This is a genomic window from Mycobacterium sp. NPDC049093 (assembly GCF_040704635.1).
In the GTDB taxonomy this organism is placed as follows: Bacteria; Actinomycetota; Actinomycetes; order Mycobacteriales; family Mycobacteriaceae; genus Mycobacterium.
Genome location: NZ_JBEZJS010000004.1, coordinates 294,525 through 309,570, shown reverse-complemented (window position 1 = coordinate 309,570; position 15,046 = coordinate 294,525). Strand labels below are relative to the sequence as shown.

The 15,046-nt window shown below is 66.3% G+C and carries 13 protein-coding genes; 5 read left to right on the top strand and 8 right to left on the bottom strand.

Going from position 1 to position 15,046, the window contains the following annotated elements; all coding sequences use genetic code 11:
* Positions 1–3: 3 nt before the first annotated feature.
* A complete protein-coding gene (locus AB0876_RS17065) occupies positions 4–471 on the bottom strand; it encodes a gamma-glutamylcyclotransferase family protein (RefSeq protein ID WP_055109562.1) in 468 nt (155 codons plus the stop codon).
* A gap of 41 nt (positions 472–512) precedes the next feature.
* Between AB0876_RS17065 and AB0876_RS17060 the strand changes: the two genes are divergently transcribed.
* Entirely contained in the window at positions 513–1,928 is a 1,416-nt protein-coding gene (locus AB0876_RS17060) for an NAD(P)H-quinone dehydrogenase (protein WP_526042446.1), read from the top strand.
* A 9-nt stretch (positions 1,929–1,937) separates the two neighbouring features.
* On the opposite strand, the gene AB0876_RS17055 is transcribed toward AB0876_RS17060, so the two are convergent.
* Positions 1,938–2,570 (bottom strand): hypothetical protein, encoded by a 633-nt coding sequence (locus AB0876_RS17055; protein ID WP_526042445.1) that lies wholly within the window; start codon positions 2,568–2,570, stop codon positions 1,938–1,940.
* A gap of 103 nt (positions 2,571–2,673) precedes the next feature.
* Here AB0876_RS17055 and AB0876_RS17050 point away from each other — a divergent pair, with 103 nt between their 5' ends.
* From AB0876_RS17050 to AB0876_RS17035, 4 genes are read left to right on the top strand one after another with little or no spacing between them, the layout of a single operon-like run.
* Positions 2,674–4,419, top strand: coding sequence for a glycerol-3-phosphate dehydrogenase/oxidase (locus tag AB0876_RS17050; protein ID WP_491838126.1), 1,746 nt, complete (start codon positions 2,674–2,676; stop codon positions 4,417–4,419).
* The gene (locus tag AB0876_RS17045) at positions 4,416–5,309 is read left to right on the top strand and encodes a pseudouridine synthase (RefSeq protein ID WP_526042444.1); all 894 of its coding nucleotides are present in this window, start codon (positions 4,416–4,418) and stop codon (positions 5,307–5,309) included. Before AB0876_RS17050 ends, AB0876_RS17045 begins: the two co-directional genes overlap by 4 nt.
* A gap of 41 nt (positions 5,310–5,350) precedes the next feature.
* A complete protein-coding gene (locus AB0876_RS17040) occupies positions 5,351–6,121 on the top strand; it encodes an SDR family NAD(P)-dependent oxidoreductase (protein ID WP_526042443.1) in 771 nt (256 codons plus the stop codon).
* On the top strand, positions 6,118–6,729 hold the full coding sequence (locus AB0876_RS17035) for a hypothetical protein (protein ID WP_526042442.1): 612 nt from the start codon (positions 6,118–6,120) through the stop codon (positions 6,727–6,729). Before AB0876_RS17040 ends, AB0876_RS17035 begins: the two co-directional genes overlap by 4 nt.
* Before the next feature lie 3 nt (positions 6,730–6,732).
* Here AB0876_RS17035 and AB0876_RS17030 read toward each other — a convergent pair whose 3' ends face one another.
* The 6 genes from AB0876_RS17030 to AB0876_RS17005 all read right to left on the bottom strand — a co-directional run bounded on the left by AB0876_RS17030 (position 6,733) and on the right by AB0876_RS17005 (position 15,011).
* Entirely contained in the window at positions 6,733–7,524 is a 792-nt protein-coding gene (locus tag AB0876_RS17030) for an enoyl-CoA hydratase/isomerase family protein (RefSeq protein WP_491838130.1), read from the bottom strand.
* A gap of 28 nt (positions 7,525–7,552) precedes the next feature.
* Positions 7,553–9,052 carry an amino acid permease gene (locus AB0876_RS17025; RefSeq protein ID WP_526042441.1) on the bottom strand — a complete coding sequence of 500 codons (1,500 nt, stop codon included), beginning with the start codon at positions 9,050–9,052 and terminating at the stop codon, positions 7,553–7,555.
* On the bottom strand, positions 9,052–10,113 hold the full coding sequence (locus tag AB0876_RS17020; protein WP_526042763.1) for a Glu/Leu/Phe/Val dehydrogenase dimerization domain-containing protein: 1,062 nt from the start codon (positions 10,111–10,113) through the stop codon (positions 9,052–9,054). The genes AB0876_RS17025 and AB0876_RS17020 overlap by 1 nt, the downstream gene beginning before the upstream one ends.
* A 42-nt stretch (positions 10,114–10,155) precedes the next feature.
* Positions 10,156–13,635: an indolepyruvate ferredoxin oxidoreductase family protein gene (locus AB0876_RS17015; RefSeq protein WP_526042440.1), complete on the bottom strand. Its 3,480-nt coding sequence runs from the start codon at positions 13,633–13,635 to the stop codon at positions 10,156–10,158.
* Positions 13,636–13,798: 163 nt separating this feature from the next.
* A complete protein-coding gene (locus AB0876_RS17010; RefSeq protein WP_055111379.1) occupies positions 13,799–14,281 on the bottom strand; it encodes an Lrp/AsnC family transcriptional regulator in 483 nt (160 codons plus the stop codon).
* Between the two features lie 37 nt (positions 14,282–14,318).
* Positions 14,319–15,011: a TetR family transcriptional regulator gene (locus AB0876_RS17005; protein WP_491838133.1), complete on the bottom strand. Its 693-nt coding sequence runs from the start codon at positions 15,009–15,011 to the stop codon at positions 14,319–14,321.
* Positions 15,012–15,046: the final 35 nt, after the last annotated feature.

Here is a 15,046-nt window from a genome sequence, read left to right as displayed (position 1 = left end):
CAGCTACGGCCCGATATTGCGGGCGGGACGGGTACGCAGATCGTGCACGTACTCGTCCGGCGCGCCGGCGATCTCCGCGGCATCGGCCATCACGCCGAGATAGCGGGCCGAGGGCAGGCCGCCCTCCCACGCGTCGACGACATAGAGCCAGGCCAGTACCGGGTCGGTGGTGGTGTCCGACGACAAGCGGTGTACCCGGCAGCGGATCTTCTTGTGGAACCCGAGCTCGGACCCCTCCCACCGGTCGAGCGACTGCTCGTCGGCCGGCGTCATGTCGTAGAGCACGACGAAAACCTTCGACAGCGGGTCCTCGACGACGGTCGCCAGCGCGCCTTCCCAGCCGATGTCCTCACCGCCGAACGTCAACCGCCAGCCATGCAGCCATCCGGTTCCGGCCATCGGGGAGTGTGGAGCCCGCTCGAGCATTTGCTCCGGATGCATATTGGACCCGTAGGCGGCGTAAAGCGGCACGGTAAGACAGCTTAGTGCGCAAAGTTCGTTAGGTTGGTGCGGTGGCTACCCGCATCGTGATCATCGGCGGCGGACCCGCCGGATATGAGGCGGCACTTGTCGCCGCTGCCCGCGGCCCTGAGGTCGCGCATGTGACGGTCATCGACTCCGACGGCATCGGCGGTGCCTGCGTGCTGTGGGACTGCGTGCCGTCCAAGACCTTCATCGCGTCCACGGGTGTGCGCACCGAACTGCGGCGCGCTCCCAATCTTGGATATTCGCTGGACTTCGAACAGTCCAAGATCTCGCTGCCGCAGATCAACGAGCGGGTCAAGAACCTGGCGACGGCTCAGTCCGACGACATCGCCGAGCGGCTGCGCAGCCAGGGAATCGAGCTGATCGCCGGCCGCGGCGAGCTGATCGACGACGTCCCTGGCATGGCCCAGCACCGCGTCAAGGTCACCGGCCCCGATGGCGCGGTCAGCCAGCTGCCCGCCGACGTGGTGCTGATCGCCACCGGTGCCAGTCCGCGGGTACTGCCCAACGCCGTTCCCGACGGCGAACGCATCCTCAACTGGCGCCAGCTCTATGACCTCGAATCGCTGCCGGAGCATCTCGTGGTGGTGGGGTCGGGTGTCACCGGCGCCGAGTTCGTCAACGCCTACACCGAACTCGGCGTGACCGTGACGGTCGTGGCCAGCCGGGATCAGATCCTGCCGCACGAAGATTCCGACGCCGCCGCCGTGCTGGAGGAAGTGTTCTCCGAACGCGGTGTCACGCTGATCAAGAACGCCCGAGCCCAGTCGGTCACCCGCAGCGAGAGTGGCGTGCGCGTCACGATGGCCGACGGGCGCACCGTCGACGGCAGCCATGCCCTGATGACGGTCGGCTCGGTCCCCAACACGAGTGGTCTCGGTCTGGAGCGCGTCGGCATCGAGCTCGGGTCGGGCAATTACCTCAAGGTCGACCGCGTGTCGCGGACCTCGGTGTCCGGTATCTACGCGGCGGGGGACTGCACCGGACTGCTGCCGCTGGCCTCGGTGGCGGCCATGCAGGGACGCATCGCGATGTATCACGCCCTCGGCGAGGCCGTGGCTCCGATCCGGTTGCGCACCGTCGCCGCGGCGGTGTTCACCCGCCCCGAGATCGCTGCGGTCGGGGTGCCACAGGCTGCGATCGACGACGGGTCGGTACCGGCCCGCACCCTGACCCTGCCGCTCAACACGAACGCCCGGGCCAAGATGTCCAGCCTGCGCCGCGGCTTCGTGAAGATCTTCTGCCGCCCGGCAACCGGGGTGGTGATCGGCGGTGTGGTGGTGGCGCCGATCGCCTCCGAGCTGATCCTGCCGATCGCCCTGGCGGTTCAGAACGGCATTCCGGTCGCCGAGTTGGCCCAGACCTTCTCGGTGTACCCGTCGTTGTCCGGTTCGATCACCGAGGCCGCGCGTCAGTTGATGAAGCACGACGACCTGGACTAGCGGCCGGTGTCACGCCCGGCGGCGTCGTCGCAACAGCGCCGTGATGATCAGCGTCAGGATCCCGGCGACACACAGGATGCCGCCGCCGAAGATGGCGAAGATACCGCCGACGAGCGAGCCGGGTTTGGCGTCACCGCCTACCCCGAACTGGTCTGAGGCAGCACCTTTGCATGTGACGGCGTAGTCAGACGCGTTTTTCACGGTCACGGTGAACAGGGCCTGCCACTGGTTGATCGTGAGGGTGCCGTCGTAGTTGACCATCTCGATGTCATCGTCGGAACCGGTTCCCGTGCTCACGTTGCACCGCACATGGTGATTCTCATCAGGCTCTGCCGCGAAGATCACCCTGGTCTCGCCGGCGTCGAAGTGCACCGTCGTCGTCTCGCCGCTTCCGAAGGTGTGTTCGGCATCAGGTGCCGCGTCGGAAAAACTACTGATCATCCCCACGCCCCCGAATACCGCGACCAGCACCCCGACGATGAACAGTGCCGCGCCGACGCCGTACCAGAGCTTCTTCGGCGCCGCCTTCCGTTGCGGCGGGCCGGGAAAGTAACCAGGCGGCGGTCCGTATCCGTATCCCGTCGGCCCGACACCACCGGGCGGGTATGGCTGTCCCGGCAAGCCCGGGGGTTGAATCGACACGCTAGGGAACCTACCGCTCAAAAGAGGCGGCGCAGACGAATTGGACTGGCCGAGGACGGGCAGAATCGGGCAGATCCCACGTCACCCACGTAGCCTGGGTTTCGTGACTGACCCGATCTCAGCACCGGGCGACGGGCAAACCTTCCTCGGACCGCAGCACAGGGCGCAAGCCTGGCAACGACTCGGCAGTGAACAATTCGATGTAGTGGTCATCGGCGGCGGTGTGGTGGGCGCCGGGGCGGCGTTGGACGCTGCGACCCGCGGACTCACCGTGGCCCTCGTCGAGGCTCGCGATTTCGCTTCCGGCACCTCCAGTCGCAGCTCCAAGATGTTCCACGGCGGGCTGCGTTATCTCGAGCAGCTCGAATTCGGCCTGGTGCGCGAGGCCCTGTACGAGCGTGAACTCTCGCTGACCACGTTGGCGCCGCACCTGGTCAAGCCGTTGCCGTTCCTGTTCCCGCTGACCAACCGTTGGTGGGAGCGGCCCTATATCGCGGCGGGCATCTTCCTGTACGACCAGCTGGGCGGCGCGAAATCCGTTCCGGCACAAAAGCATTTGACCAAGTCCGGAGCGCTGCGCCTGGCCCCTGGGCTGAAGCGTAGTTCCCTGATCGGCGGTATCCGCTACTACGACACCGTGGTCGACGACGCCCGGCACACCATGACGGTGGCCCGCACCGCGGCCCACTACGGCGCGGTCGTGCGCTCGTCGAGCCAGGTGGTGGCGTTGCTGCGTGAGGGAGATCGCGTGGTGGGTGTCACGCTGCGCGATTCCGAGGACGGCGCCATCACGGAAGTGCGGGGCCACGTGGTGGTCAACGCCACCGGGGTGTGGACGGACGAGATCCAGGCGTTGTCCAAGGAACGCGGCCGGTTCCGGGTGCGTGCCTCCAAGGGGGTGCACATCGTGGTTCCGCGGGACCGGATCGTCAGCGAGGTGGCGATCATCCTGCGCACCGAGAAGTCGGTGCTGTTCGTGATTCCGTGGGGTACGCACTGGATCATCGGAACCACGGACACGGACTGGAATCTCGATCTCGCGCACCCCGCCGCGACCAAGGCCGACATCGATTACATCCTCGGCCATGTCAACACCGTGCTGGCAACCCCGTTGACCCACGACGACATCGACGGCGTCTACGCCGGGTTGCGTCCGCTGCTGGCCGGTGAGAGCGAGGAGACCTCCAAGCTCTCGCGTGAGCACGCCGTCGCGGTGCCTTCGCCGGGACTCGTGGCGATCGCGGGCGGGAAGTACACCACCTACCGGGTGATGGCAGCCGACGCGATCGACGCTGCCGCAGAGTTCATTCCAGCCCGGGTGGCGCCCTCGATCACCGAGAAGGTCCCGCTGATGGGTGCCGACGGGTACTTCGCCCTGATCAATCAGACCGAATACGTCGGCAAGCAATACGGACTGCATCCTTATCGCGTCCGGCATCTGCTCGACCGGTACGGCTCGCTGATCAGCGAGGTGCTCAAGATGGCGGAGGGCCGGCCTGAACTGCTGGCACCCATCACCGCTGCGCCGGTCTACTTGAAGGTCGAGGCCTACTACGCCGCTGCGGCCGAAGGCGCTCTGCACCTGGAGGACATCCTGGCCCGCCGGATGCGGGTCGCCATCGAATATCCGCACCGCGGAGTCGATTGCGCCCGTGAGGTCGCCGAAGTGGTTGCGCCCGTACTGGGATGGTCCGCCGAGGACGTCGACCGCGAGGTTGCCACGTATGTCGCCCGGGTGGAGGCCGAGGTGCTGTCGCAGACCCAGCCCGACGACGAGTCCGCCGATGCACTGCGCCAGGCTGCGCCCGAGGCCCGCGCCGAGATCCTCGAACCCGTGCCGCTCAATTGAGAAAGCGCCCCCCGCCGCTGCCGGCGCGTGACGGTATCGGGCCGGCGCGGTTGCGGTTGCTTGGTCCGGCGGGCAGGAGCGCAGCGACCGGGGATTCCCTGGCGAATGTGTACGACGAGCTGCAGACGCGGTTCGGTATCGGCGCGAAAGTGCTTGCCGGGGAAGTGGTTCTGCCCGACGGCACAGTCGTCGACGCCACCACGACACTGCCCGCAGGTGCCCACGTCTACTTCTACCGCGACTTGGCAGATGAGGTGGAGGTGCCGTTCGACATCCCGGTGCTCTACCGCGACGACGACATTGTCGTCGTCGACAAACCACACTTCCTGGCCACGATGCCACGCGGTGGGCACGTCGCACAGACGGCGCTGGTGCGGTTGCGTCGGAAGCTCGACCTGCCGGAGCTGAGCCCTGCGCACCGGCTGGACCGCCTGACCGCCGGGGTGCTGCTGTTCACCGTGCGTCCCGAGGTGCGGGGAAGCTATCAGCGGCTGTTCGCCGAGGGTAAGACCCGCAAGACGTACCTGGCCCGGGCCGCAGGCACCGCCACCGTCTCGTTGCCCATCACCTTGCGCAGCCGGATCATCAAGCACCGCGGCCGGTTACAGGCCTTCGAGGAACCCGGGGCGCCCAACGCCGAGACCTATGTCGAGGAACTGGAAAGCGGGCTGTACCGCCTGTCGCCCCGTACCGGGCAGACGCATCAGCTGCGGGTGCACTTGAACTCGATCGGGTTGCCGATCATCGGGGATTCCTTGTACCCCAACGTGATCGACGTCGCACCGGATGATTTCGAACATCCACTGCAACTGTTGGCCCAGCGCCTCGAGTTCACCGACCCGATCACCGGTGAGGACCGCGAATTCGTGAGTGCCAGGACATTGGGCTGAAGCCTTGCACGACCGGACCGTGGTGATGGTCTACTGACGGGGTGAACCGTGAGACCTTTGAGCATCTGTTCGACATGACCGACCGCACCGTGATCGTCACCGGCGGCACCCGTGGCATCGGATTGGCCCTCGCCGAGGGCTTCACGCTGGCCGGCGCCCGCGTGGTGGTTGCCAGCCGCAAGGCCGATGCCTGCGAACGGGCGGCCGAGCACCTGCGCGAGCTCGGGGGACAGGCGATCGGGGTGCCGACCCACAGCGGCAACATCGACGACCTCGGCGCGCTGGTCGAGCGTACGGTCGCCGAGTTCGGTGGGGTCGACGTGGTGGTCAACAACGCCGCCAACGCGCTCGCGCAGCCGCTGGGACAGATGACACCGGAGGCCTGGGCCAAGTCCTATGAGGTGAACCTGCGCGGGCCGGTGTTCCTGGTGCAGCACGCCTTGCCGCATCTGAAGGCCAGCCCCAAGGCCGCGGTGCTGAACATGGTGTCGGTCGGGGCGTTCAATTTCGCCCCCGAACTGTCGATCTATGCCTCGGGCAAGGCCGCGCTGATGTCGGTCACCCGGTCGATGGCGGCCGAGTTCGCCCCGCTGGGCATCCGGGTGAACGCCTTGGCGCCGGGACCGGTCGACACCGACATGATGCGCAACAACCCGCAGGAGGCTATCGATCTGATGAAGGGCGGGACGCTGATGAAGCGGCTGGCCACCCCGGACGAGATGGTCGGCGCGGCCTTGCTGATGTGTTCGGATGCCGGCAGCTACATGACCGGTCAGGTGGTCATCGTCGACGGGGGCGGGACAGCGCGATGACTGTGCCGGTGCACGACGACTTCACCGTGCCGGTCGTGTTGCAGGGCGCAGACAGTACCCGGGTGTGGCGCAGTCGCGCCCGTCAGACCTTGACGATGTCGCCGGCCGGCATCACGTTCGAACGTCGCGGGAAGACAGTGCAGCTCGAGTGGCGCGACATCACCGGCATCGCCATGGTCAATATGAGCAACTCCTTTCGAGTCGTCTTCAATGCCTGGGCCATCTGCGCGCAGGATGTAGAAGCGATCTACCCGCATGAGTTCGAGAAGGATTGGCCCACCGGGCAGATCGGGCGGTGGCTGGCGCATTATCGGCCCGATCTGGTGCTGCCGGCCGACGGAGCGATGTTGCCGTTCGGCATGCCGCGCGAGTACTACCGGTGGGCCATCCCGTTCGCTGTGGTGGCCGTACTGGTGGCCTCGTTCATCGCGACCAAATCGTTTGTGCGCGGACTCGGGATCGTGGCGCTCATGGTCGTGATGACGCTGCCTTTCACCTCGCCTCGGCGCTTTCGGATCGCAGGGTTCATCTTCGCTACCGTCATGCTGGCTTGGCTGCTCGCGATCGGATTCCTGTGGCTCGTGCCGATCAACGGGCGCAAGTTGTGATGCTCACTCACGCTTGGTGAACTGAGCTGTCCCGCTCAGACTGCCCGTGCCGACGGACAGGATCTGGCTGCGGTTCTCCACGTGCAGCGCGGTCTCCAGGCAGCCGGCGTCGAGATTGGCCCAGAGCACCTGTTTGGTGGATTCCAGGCCGAATTTGCCATATCCGCAGAGGGTTTCGGCAATCTCCAGGGCAGCGTCGACCAACTCCGCGGTGTCGTCGACGATGCGGGTGACCAGGCCGAGTCGCAGCGCCTCGGTCGCGTCGACCGCCCGCGCGGTCAGGATCAGATCGAACGCCGGGCCCGCGCCGATGATCCTCGGCAGGGTGTAGCTCACCCCGATGTCGCAGCCGCCGATGCCCAGCTTGATGAACTGTGTGCAGAACTTCGCCGCCGGGCCGGCGATGCGGATGTCGCTCGCCGCGGCCAGCGCGAAGCCGCCGCCGTAGGCCGCGCCGTTGACCGCGGCGATGACGGGCTGGCGCAGCCGGTGCAGCTTGACCGTCAGGTTGGCGATGCGTTCCTGCCAGCGCATGCCCGAGCGGGGAAACTCGGTGCCGCCACCCGCCTCGGGCGGGTTGGGATTGCTCAGATCCAGCCCTGAGCAGAAGCCGCGACCGGCGCCGGTGAGGACCACGACGCGGCACTCGTTGTTGCCCGCGATCTCGTCGAGGGTGGCGTGCAGGGCCTCGACCAGTTCGTACGACAGCGCGTTCAGTTTCTCGGGCCGATTGAGGGTGACGACGGCGATGTCAGGGCGCGGGTAGGTGAGGTCGAGTGGCTCTGCAAGGGACATGAGCGGGACCCTATCCGCCGCACCTGGTTCAGACTGACACTTCAACAAGGTCGGCGACGTCGCGGCGCTCCTGCCGCCGCGCCAGCATCGAATGGGAGCGTCCGTAGGCGAAGTACAGCACCACGCCGATCGCCATCCAGATCGCGAAGCGCAGCCAGGTCTCCAACTCGAGGTTGAACATCAGCCACAGGCAGGAGAGTGCGGCCAGAATCGGTATCACCGGAACGAACGGAACACGGAAGCCGCGCTTCAGATCGGGCCGGGTCCGGCGCAGGACCGGGACGCCGATCGCAACGAGGATGAACGCGAACAGGGTGCCGATGTTGACCATTCCCGCGAGAGTGCCGAAGTCGACGAACGCCGCGAGCAGCGCGCACGCCGTTCCCACGATGACCGTCAGGCGTACCGGGGTGCCCTGCCTGCTGGTGTGCGCGAGGCGGCGGGGGAGCAGTCCGTCGCGGGACATCGCGAACAGGACCCGGGTCTGGCCGAGGAACATCACCATGACGACGGTCGACAGGCCGGCCAACGCTCCGATGGAAATGATGTTCTTCGCCCAGGTGTCACCGTGCAGGGCGAATGCCGTTGCCAGGGTGGCATTGTCGCCTTGGAGCTGGGTGTACGGCACCATGCCGGTGAGGACGAATGAGACGGAAACGTAGCACACCGTGACGATGGCAAGCGCTCCGAAGATGCCGCGCGGTACGTCGCGCTGCGGATTGCGGGTCTCCTCCGCGGCGGTGGCGACCACGTCGAAGCCGATGAAGGCGAAGAAGGCGATGCTGGCTGCAGTCAGTAGGCCCAGCCAGCCGAAGCTCGAGCCGCCGGTCCCGGTGAGCCACCCGAGCATCGACTGGTGCACGCCGTCCGCTCTGGCCGATGGCTGAGCCGGCGGGATGAAGGGCGTGAGGTTCGATGCTTTGAAGTAGCCTGCGCCGACCACGAGGATCAGGACGATCACCGCGAGTTTGATCGCCACCGCGACGGCGGACACCCGTGAGGACAGTTTGGTCCCGGTCGCCAACAGGAACCCGACGATGGCGATGATCACCACCGCACCCCAGTCGAACTTGACCGACCCGAAATGCGCGACCGGCGACATCGATCCGCCGAGGATTTCACCCAGGTATTGCGACCAGCCTTTGGCGACAACGGATACCGCGAGCGCGAACTCCAATATCAGGTCCCAGCCGATGATCCAGGCGACCAACTCGCCGAAGGTGGCGTAGGAGAAGGTGTACGCGCTGCCCGCCACGGGGACCGTGGAGGCGAATTCCGCGTAGCAGAGTGCAGTGAGCCCGCAGGTGATCGCCGCGAGAATGAAGGCCAGCGATACGGACGGTCCCGCCATGGTGCCCGCCGTCTGAGCAGTCAAGGTGAAGATGCCGGCACCGATGACGACCGCGACGCCGAAGACGGTGAGATCTCTTGCCGTCAGATCCTTGCGCAGCTTCGAGTCAGGTTCGTCGGTGTCCCGGATCGACTGCTCTATCGACTTGGTACGGAACCATCCGCCGCCGGCCGACATCAGATCGCGCCGTCGAGGCGTCGTTCGGCGAACCGGTTCGCTGCCGCACCGATGCTGACGCCCGATTCCCGTGCCGCGGAGATGATTTCGCGGGATCGGTCGAAGATGCGGGTCACGTCGGCTTCCACCGTGGCGCGGTCAACACCCTGCAATTCGCCGGCGACCTGCATGAGGCCGCCTGCATTGGCGACGAAGTCAGGCACCCAGGTGATCGCGCGCCGGCGAAGCAGATGCTCGACACCGGGATCGGCCAGCTGGTTGTTGGCCGCGCCGCAGATCAGCTTCGCCTCGATGGTTTCCGCGCTCGCAGGCGTCAGGGTAGCCCCCAGGGCGCACGGCGCGTAGACATCGACGGGTGCGTCTGCCACCGAGCTCAGCAGACGAACCGATGGATGATAAATCGAGATTCGCTGCAGTGCAGCGTCGTTCACATCGGTCGCGCATACCTCTGCGCCGTCGGCGAGCAGCAGGGCGATCAGTTCGCGCCCTACCTTGCCGACGCCTTCGACACCCACCGTACGGCCGGCCAACGATGCCGTACCCCAGACGGATTCGGCTCCGGCGCGCATGGCGTTGAACACGCCGAGTGCCGTCAGCCGCGCGCTGTCGCCGGAACCGCCCGCTGCGGTGCTGCGACCGGTGACGTACGTGGTGTACTTGCCGATGACGTCCAGGTCGTCCGTGTTGGTGCCGACGTCACCCGCGGTGACGTACCGTCCGCCGAGGTTGTCGACGAACCGGGCGAACGCGGCGAACAGCTCTTCGCTCTTGTCGCTGGTCGGGTCGCCGATGATGACAGACTTCCCCCCGCCCAGGTTCACCCCGGCCGCCGCGGCCTTGTAGGTCATCCCCCAGGACAACCGCAGCACGTCCTCGAGGGCCTCGAATTCGTCGGCATACGGGTACATCCGGCAGCCGCCGAGCGCCGGGCCAAGGGTGGTCGAGTGGATGGCGATGATCGCCTTCAGTCCGGACTTCTCGTCCTCGCAGAACACGACCTGCTCGTGACTTCTGGCGCTCAGTTCGCGGGAGCGACCGAAGACCCCGAGGGTGGTGGGCATGACTGTCACTGGTGATTCCTTTTCTCTTTCTATCGTGGATGGTCAGGCGGTGATGCCGAGGTCGCGCAGGCGCGCCCGGTACAGCTCGACGTTGCCGAGCTTGACGTCCTCGTAGCCTCGGACCAGGTCGGGCAGTCCGGCCGCCTCGACGGCGGTGTCGTAGTTGTCCGTGCTCAATGCGGCGGCGAGCCTGAGCACCATGTCGGTGTAATGGGACAGCAACTGCCGCTCCACTTTCCGGACATGGGCGTAGCCGAACGGATCCAGCTTGGTGCCGCGCAACACCTTGGCCTTGGCGAGCAGCTTCAGTGCCACATGCGATCTCGGCCCGAACCCGACCTTCTTCGAGCGGCCCATCGCACGCAGAGCGGGCGGATGCAGCCGATAGGTCAGATTCTCACCGTTGGGCACCTGCGCCTGCACGTCGGCCAGGAAGGCCGGATCGACCAACAGGCGCGCCACTTCGTACTCGTCCTTGTAGGCAGTGAACTTGTGCAGTCCCCGCGCGACGGCCTCGCTGAATGCCGTCTTGTCGGTGACAGCACGCTCCGACTGCCAGACTGACTGCACCGCATCGACGTAGCGGCGGGCGATTCTCGCGCTCTGGTAGCGAACCAACTCAGCCGCACGCAGTTCGACCAGGCGCCGGACCTCGCCGTCGAAGGTGGTTCCGGTCAACAGTTCCGGGCTCGCAACAGCGGGCGCGCTTTTCGGCCGCGCTGCATCCACCGCGGCGGCGAACGCAGCCGGATCGGCGACCGCGAACCGGCCCCAGCGGAATGCCGCGACGTTGGCGGCGACCGCGACGCCGTTGATGCCGATGGCCTCTTCGATGCTCGCCTCGGGGAGGCGCAACCCGCCGTTCTGGAATGCGGCGCCGATGACCAGGAAGTTGGCCGCGGCGGTATTGCCGAACAATGCCTCGGCCGCGGCGAGCGCGTCGAAATGGGTGAGTGCCCGGGTGGCCACCGCGAGCCGGTCCAGCAGCGACTGGGTCTCGGGGTAGGCAACCGACTTGTCGTACACCATGTCGCCGGTAGGGGTCTGGCTCGTCGACGCGACGGCGACCGTGCGCTCCGGACTGCCGTAGGCGAGGTTGCGGCTGTCGGTCGCCGTCAGCAGGTCGATCGCGACGATGCAGTCGGCGCCGCCCGGGGTGAGCCGGTTGGCGGGCTCCAGCGCGGTGGTCGAGAACCTCAGGTGGGATACGACCGGTCCGGCCTTCTGGCTGAGCCCGATCTGGTCGAGGCTTTCGACCTGGTAGCCGGCGCGCAGCGCGGCGGTGGCCAGAACCTGGTTGACCGTGACGATCCCGGTGCCGCCGATGCCTGCCAGTAGGACATTCTGGGTGCCGGTAGGGATGCCGAAGCCCGGGTCCGCGACACGCGGCGGCTCGGCGCTCTTCCGTCGGGCTGTCTTGCGGCCCTTGGTGTCCGGCGTCAGCTCCACCGTGACAAACGACGGGCAGTCACCGTCGAGGCAGCTGTAGTCGGTGTTGCACGAGGTCTGGTCGATACGGGTTTTGCGTCCGAATTCGGTATCGACGGGTTGCACGGACAGGCAGTTCGACTTGGTGCCGCAGTCGCCGCAGCCCTCGCAGACCGCTTCGTTGATCACCACACGGGTGTTGCGGGTGGGCAGGGTGCCGCGCTTGCGTTGGCGGCGAGCGTCGGAGGCACAGTGCTGGTCGTAGATGAGGACGGTGACGCCCGGGATCTCGCGCAAGACTTTCTGTGCTTCATCGAGCCGGTCGCGGTGCCAGAGCAGCGTGCCCTTGGCGAGGGCTTTCCTGTTGTGCCGCTTGGGTTCGTCGGCGCAGACGATGATCTGCCGGACGCCTTCGGTGGTGAGCTTGTGGGTGAGTTCGGCAACACCCAGCCCACCCTCGACGTCCTGCGCGCCGGTCATGGCGACGACCTCGTTGTAGAGCAGTTTGTAGGTGATGTTCACCCCGGCCGCGATGCAGGCCTGCACTGCAAGCTGACCGGAGTGGAAGAAGGTGCCGTCGCCCACATTCTGGAACAGGTGCGGCACATCGGTGAACGGCGCCTGCCCGATCCACTGGCTCCCTTCGCCACCCATCTGCGTCAGGCCGACCACGGCACTGTCTCTGCGGCCCGACATGGTGACGAGCGTGTGGCAGCCGATGCCGCCACCACCGATCGAGCCCTCGGGGATCGCGGTGGAGCGGTTGTGCGGGCAGCCGCTGCAGAAGTATGCGGTTCGCTTGGCGGACAACACTTCCAGTGACAGGGAGGGTGGCGGCATGCGCTTCACCTCGACATGGTCGCGCAGCACGCGGCGCAGCGGCGCCAGCAGACGACCGGCGGTCAGCTCGCCACCGAGCGGGAACAGCGGCGCGCCGGCAGCGTCGGACTTCCCGATGATCTGCGGCGTATCGGCGGTGCCGTAGAGGATTTCGCGGACCTGTGTCTCGATGAACGCGGTCTTGTCCTCGACGACGATCACCTGCTCGAGGCCACGGGCGAACTCCCTGACCGACTGCTGCCCGACCGGGTATGGCATCCCGATGCGCAGCAGGCGGATTCCCGCCCTGTGCAACGCCGCGTCGTCGACGCCGAGGTCGAGCAGCGCCTGACGCACCGCGTCGAATGTCGTGCCGGTGGCGGCGATGCCGACCTTGGCGCGCATCGGGGCTACCTCGACGACGTCGAGGTCGTTCGCCGTACCGAAGGCACGCACGGTCGCCCAGCGCGGCCCGTACAGGTCGGCCTCGGCGAGCAGGCTGTCCGCCGGGGAGGCCATCGGGCGCTGGCGGTAGGTGAATGGCTGTCCATCCCATTGGATTTCGGGCACCTTGATGGCGAGATCGGACACTTCGGCGTCGACCGTCCACGCGCCGTCGGCGACATCGGCCACGATCTTCATCGCCACGACGCAGCCAGAAGCCCGCGACAGCGCGACACCCTGCATGCCCATCGTGATGATCTCCTCGGCGTTGCGCGGGAACAGCACCGGGATACCCAGTGCGGCCAGGGACCGCTCGCTGACCGCAGGCACCGTCGACGACTTCGATGCCGGGTCATCGCCGACGAGCAGCAGCACACCACCGCGCGGGTTGACGCCGTACATGTTGGCGTGCCGCAGCGCATCGGTGGCGCGGTCGACGCCGGGGCCCTTGCCGTACCAGATGCCGACGACGCCGTCGTGGGTTGCCTTGCCTGCCGGGAGGTCGGTCTGGCTGCCCCAGACGGAGGTGGCCGCGAGTTCCTCGTTGAACCCTGGAGTGAAGACGACGTCGTGCTCGGCCAGCACGTTGGGCATACCCAGCAGCATCTTGTCCACGCCGCCCAGTGGGCTGCCCTGGTAGCCGGAGACGAAGGTTGCCACGCGGCGACCGGCGCGGAGGTCACGGACATGCTGCTCGACCATCATTCGCGCGATCGCCTGCACCCCGGTGAGCAATACCGGTCCGGCCCCCACTCGATACCGGTCGTCGAGGTCGTACGGCGCGACGGGTTCCGTCGCGGTGAGTTCGGATCGGGACAGCACGCTGGTCACGGATAACCTCCACACTTTCCACAACTCAGATCGTGAGCTGCGAAGCGAGAACTACTAGCAATCGGTGCAGCGAAATCTGCCGTGGAGGGTGATCCGCGTCAATAGTTGGCGAAAATGTTGATCAGATTGCTCAATTGTGACGTGGAGCACTGTGATCCACGCATCATTTTGTTGAGTGCTGAGTCAGATGCTGTACGAGGGGCAGCGACCGGTATTCGACCGGAGTCGCCATCGCGAGCATGGTTTCCGAATGCTTGACGCCGTCGATCCGATGCACTTCCTGGATGAGCCGCAGTAGCTCCTCTTGGGTCTGGGCGGCAATGCGGACCAGGAGATCGGCCCGGCCGGTCGTTGCGTGCACCTCCAGCACGTGGGGGACTGCGCGCAGCGCGTCGATGATGGCGTTCATCTTGTTCTGGTCGGTTTCGATACCGACGAAGGCGTGCACCGCGTACCCGAGTTCCGCCAGGTCGATGTTCGGTGGGAATCCGCGGACCAGACCGGATTCCTCGAGCCGCTTCATGCGCGCCTGCACCGTGTTGCGGGCGACCTTCAGTCGCGACGCCAGCTCAAGAATCGGCGTGCGTGGGTCGGTCGCCAATGCCGACAGCAGTGCGGCATCGAGGGCGTCAATCTTGATGGCCATGTGGCATTTTCCCATTGCCACGGTTCGGGCGGTGACGTCAGCGGCTATTCCAGCCCGCGACGCCGACCACGATCATGCGGAGCTGCTTGCGTGCGGTCTGCTTGATGTCTGCGAGCGCCTTCGCGTCGTTGGCGTCCTCGATGGATTCCGCCGTGACCATCATCGAATTGACGAACAGCCCGGACAGGATATTGAGATCCTCGCTGCTCCATGTGGTCAGGCCGGGTAGCCGGGCCAGGTCGATGGCCAGCTCGGAGGTGATCAACCGGATCTCCGTGCGGATCGCATAGCGCACGACAGTGACCCCGGTGTTGCGTTCCCGGCTGATGAAGCGCCAGTGCTCGGGCCGTTCGGCGACGCTGTTGAACAGGATGTCGACCGAGGACTCGATGATGCGCTTGGGGTCGAGCTGGCCGGCGCGACCGCCGCGGAGCATCTCCCGGAGGGCGCGGAAGGACTCGTCGATCAGCACCAGGCCGAGCGCGTCCATGGTTTCGAAGTGCCGGTAGAAGGCGGCAGGCACGATTCCGGCCTCCCGGGTGACCTCACGCAGGCTGAGCGCGCTGAAACTGTCCTCTTCGAGCAACTTCAGGGCGGCCGTGATGATCGCGCGGCGGGTGGCTTCCTTGCGCTCCTCGCGAGACAGGTTGTCCTTGGTTTTGTCCTTGGACCGGGAGCTTGACGAGCGGCTTGACCGCCGGTCTCGTGAACTGGGGCTACGACTGTTCACCGAAAAAAGCTAGCACAGGGACATCGAACGCCTGA

What these genes read in the sequence shown, in the direction of transcription:
- AB0876_RS17010 (WP_055111379.1), bottom strand. Translation starts at nt 14,281, where the DNA reads ATGGCCATCAAGATTGACGCCCTCGATGCCGCACTGCTGTCGGCATTG.
- AB0876_RS17025 (WP_526042441.1), bottom strand. Translation starts at nt 9,052, where the DNA reads ATGTCGGCCGGCGGCGGATGGTTCCGTACCAAGTCGATAGAGCAGTCG.
- AB0876_RS17020 (WP_526042763.1), bottom strand. Translation starts at nt 10,113, where the DNA reads ATGCCCACCACCCTCGGGGTCTTCGGTCGCTCCCGCGAACTGAGCGCC.
- AB0876_RS17030 (WP_491838130.1), bottom strand. Translation starts at nt 7,524, where the DNA reads ATGTCCCTTGCAGAGCCACTCGACCTCACCTACCCGCGCCCTGACATC.
- AB0876_RS17035 (WP_526042442.1), top strand. Translation starts at nt 6,118, where the DNA reads ATGACTGTGCCGGTGCACGACGACTTCACCGTGCCGGTCGTGTTGCAG.